Source organism: Candidatus Bandiella numerosa (assembly GCF_021811875.1).
Classification (GTDB): domain Bacteria; phylum Pseudomonadota; class Alphaproteobacteria; order Rickettsiales; family Midichloriaceae; genus Aquirickettsia; species Aquirickettsia numerosa_A.
Window position 1 is genome coordinate 1 of the sequence record NZ_JAJBJD010000134.1, and the last position, 3063, is coordinate 3063.

General features: G+C 29.3%; 3 protein-coding genes and 1 pseudogene. 2 read left to right on the top strand and 2 right to left on the bottom strand.

The window, feature by feature from the left end:
• A pseudogene (locus L8D11_RS04540) lies at positions 1-719 on the bottom strand (hypothetical protein); the annotation flags it as partial.
• Between the two features lie 25 nt (positions 720-744).
• Positions 745-1035 (bottom strand): VirB3 family type IV secretion system protein, encoded by a 291-nt coding sequence (locus tag L8D11_RS04545; RefSeq protein ID WP_272906043.1) that lies wholly within the window; start codon positions 1033-1035, stop codon positions 745-747.
• 91 nt (positions 1036-1126) lie between these two features.
• Between L8D11_RS04545 and tmk the strand changes: the two genes are divergently transcribed.
• On the top strand, positions 1127-1741 hold the full coding sequence (gene tmk / locus L8D11_RS04550) for a dTMP kinase (protein ID WP_236870486.1): 615 nt from the start codon (positions 1127-1129) through the stop codon (positions 1739-1741).
• Positions 1742-1796: 55 nt separating this feature from the next.
• The gene (locus tag L8D11_RS04555; RefSeq protein ID WP_236870487.1) at positions 1797-2864 is read left to right on the top strand and encodes a TAXI family TRAP transporter solute-binding subunit; all 1068 of its coding nucleotides are present in this window, start codon (positions 1797-1799) and stop codon (positions 2862-2864) included.
• Positions 2865-3063 lie beyond the last annotated feature (199 nt).

Consider the following 3063-nt stretch of genomic DNA (forward strand, 5'->3'; position numbering starts at 1 on the left):
GAGAAGATTAATCTCTTCTCTATGTACTCTGCTTTTGGTAAACACAAATCTGAAACCGCCCTATGCGACATCGCTTGTACGGTGGTGTGAGAGGGAGGTGCTGCAATGCGCCTCTCTACTCGATTGCCTCTTTCCACTATACCAAGTACCTCTGGACTATATTGCCTGAGTGAATTCATTATTCTATTCGTAGCCTCCTGCAATTGCTCAAAACCCTCTACCATAGATTCATCTTCTGTTCTTTTCTTAGGATTTTTAGAGAACTTTTCAAAAAAATCATTAATGAATGGCATGTTAAAATTTCTTTTAACTTTATACGAAACAGTTATATACAATTCATTTACAAAGCCTTTCTGATTTTTATGCTTTTGTACCCATTTATCATCTAAAAAACTTGCAAATCCATCTGGCATGTCTATGTTTCCCAGCGAGCCTTCATAGACATCTTGTTTTTTCCTAATTATGTGAAAATACAGACTAATACTAGGATCTGCCATCCCTTTAAAAAGAAAGTTTCTTATGTTTTTTTTAATATCAACATCATCATCATCTACAGTTTCAAAAGAAAAACCTCCAAGCTTTACAACCTGAACCAACTGATTTTTTTTAGTATAAACGATATTTTTATCCAAATGATATAAATACGGAACAAACCCACTAAATGGGTATTCCCTATTAATTAAGCTATTTTTCTCTGGTTTCACTGAAAAAAATCTCATTGCCCTCTATTCACATATATTAAAATTAAAATGGATCATACGAATTAGCTCCGTGGAAAAATTTATTCTTACATTTTGAACATTTTTCAGCCCTTACCTTAAACAATTCTATAAACAGAGGTTCCTTTGAGCATATGTAATAACCTATACCGTGGATTGGAAACGCAATTACTAAATATAAAAATTTAGCTGTCATAATATACATCAGCATACATACAAGCGCGTTAACTATAAAAAAATTATAGCTCACACCAAAGAGAAGTGGTGGTCTTGTTAAGCCTACAAAAAGGTGGTCAGTATTTAAAGATCCAGGCATAATACTTCAAAAAAATCACATAATTTATAGTAACTACTTGATTCTTTGAGCACAAGTTATATTTTAGAAAAATGAACATTTTAATTTAGAAATGAAATTTATAACATTTGAAGGATGTGACTTCTGTGGAAAATCAACACAAATACAATTGCTCAAAGAACATTTTGAAATAAATAATAAAAAGGTATTTTTAACTAGGGAGCCAGGTGGGACAGAGCTTGCAGAAAAAATCAGAGAATTAATATTGTCCTTTAAAGAAATTACAGACCCATTGACTGAATGTTTATTAATCTCTGCTGCTAGAAAAGATCACGTTGATAACTTAATAAAGAAAAAACTTCAACAGGGATATTATGTCTTATCAGATAGATTTTACGATTCATCCATATGCTATCAAGGTTATTACAAAGGCTTAGATACTAATATTTTAAAAACTATTAAAGAATTAATTATAGGTAAATTTGAACCAGATTTAACTTTTTTAATCGATATTCCTGAAGATGAAATTGAAAAGAGAAAGGGCACAAAAAGAGTTAATAATAATATTTATGATACAAAATCAAAAGATTTTTACAAAATAATCCGGTCTGGATATTTAAAAATTGCACACCACGATAACGATAGAATATTCGTCATTGATGGTAATAAAAAAATAGCAGATGTAAATGCCCAAATAATCAAAATTATTAAGGAAAAAATATTGTAGTTGATTTAAAATTTAAAATCGTGCAGTATTCCTTAAGCAGTTTGACATTTATCTGATGATTAAGATCAAAATTAGAACACTTTTCATCTTTTTATGTATTATGGTTATCAATGCAGATACAGTTTTTGCAATTGAAAAGCCTCAAAATCCTTTTGAAGATAAAAATTTAAATTCCAAAGAGGATAATAGTCAGGTAAAAATTACTACCGATAAAAAAGTTGAAAAGAAGGAATTTCTTAACCAAAAAACAATAACAATTGCCACAAGTCATTCAACTAATAGCGTAGGACAGTTAATTTGTAGTTTAGTAAACTATAATCAGCACATCACAGGCTTTAACTGCGTAATTAAACCAACTTCAGGAAGTTTACAAAATATTGATAAATTAAATAAAGGTGACGTTGATTTCGCAATTGCTCCAGCTAGCCTTGTATTTGATGAAATTCAAAACAACAAAGATAAAGACAGTCTAGCTAAAAATTACAAATTTGTTATGGCATTAAATGCTGAAGTTTTAAATATTTTAATCAAAAAGAATTCTAAAATAAAAAGTATTGATGACATTAAAAACACCATTATTGATGTTGGTAGTAAAGATTCAGCTACATATGTTTTTTTACAAAAAATATTGAAGCAAAAAAAATGGACATATCAGGATTTAAGTAGCATTGAATATATAAAATATTCAGATAAAACTAATGCATTATGCTCAGATAAAGTAAATGCAACATTCATTTACGGTGTAATCCCTAATATATACGTCAATGAGATTGCTAATTTTTGTGAGGTAAAATTAGTGCCTGTTGATGATAAATTAATAAACGATATATCTTCATCTAATCACTTTATAACTAAGAATGTAATTCCTGGTGGGATCTACCTAGGAAACCCGATTGATACCCAATCTTTTGGTAGCCCTACTTTACTTATTTCTTCAAATAATGCTGATAAATTACTAGTCTATAACTTAGTAAAATTAATAGTTAATAACATCAACACTCTTAAAAAAATTCACCCTGTATTTAATTTACCTTCTTTACAGGCAATTGCAGATAATAAAAATCAAATTCCGTATCATGAAGGCTCTGCTATATTATTCCAAGAAAAAAATTTACTCCCTTAATTAATTTGATTTTTTATCACATCGTTTTTGATCTACGTATTGACATAATTTTGCAATTTTCAGCTTTCTCTCTTGGAAGCATAAATATTAGATAGCGTATAAATAGGAAAAGTGCTAACCTTTGACCTAAAACAATACAGGTATCAAATGGATTTTGAAATAATAGTAAGAAAAAAAGAAAAAGGCGAGGTAGTATCAG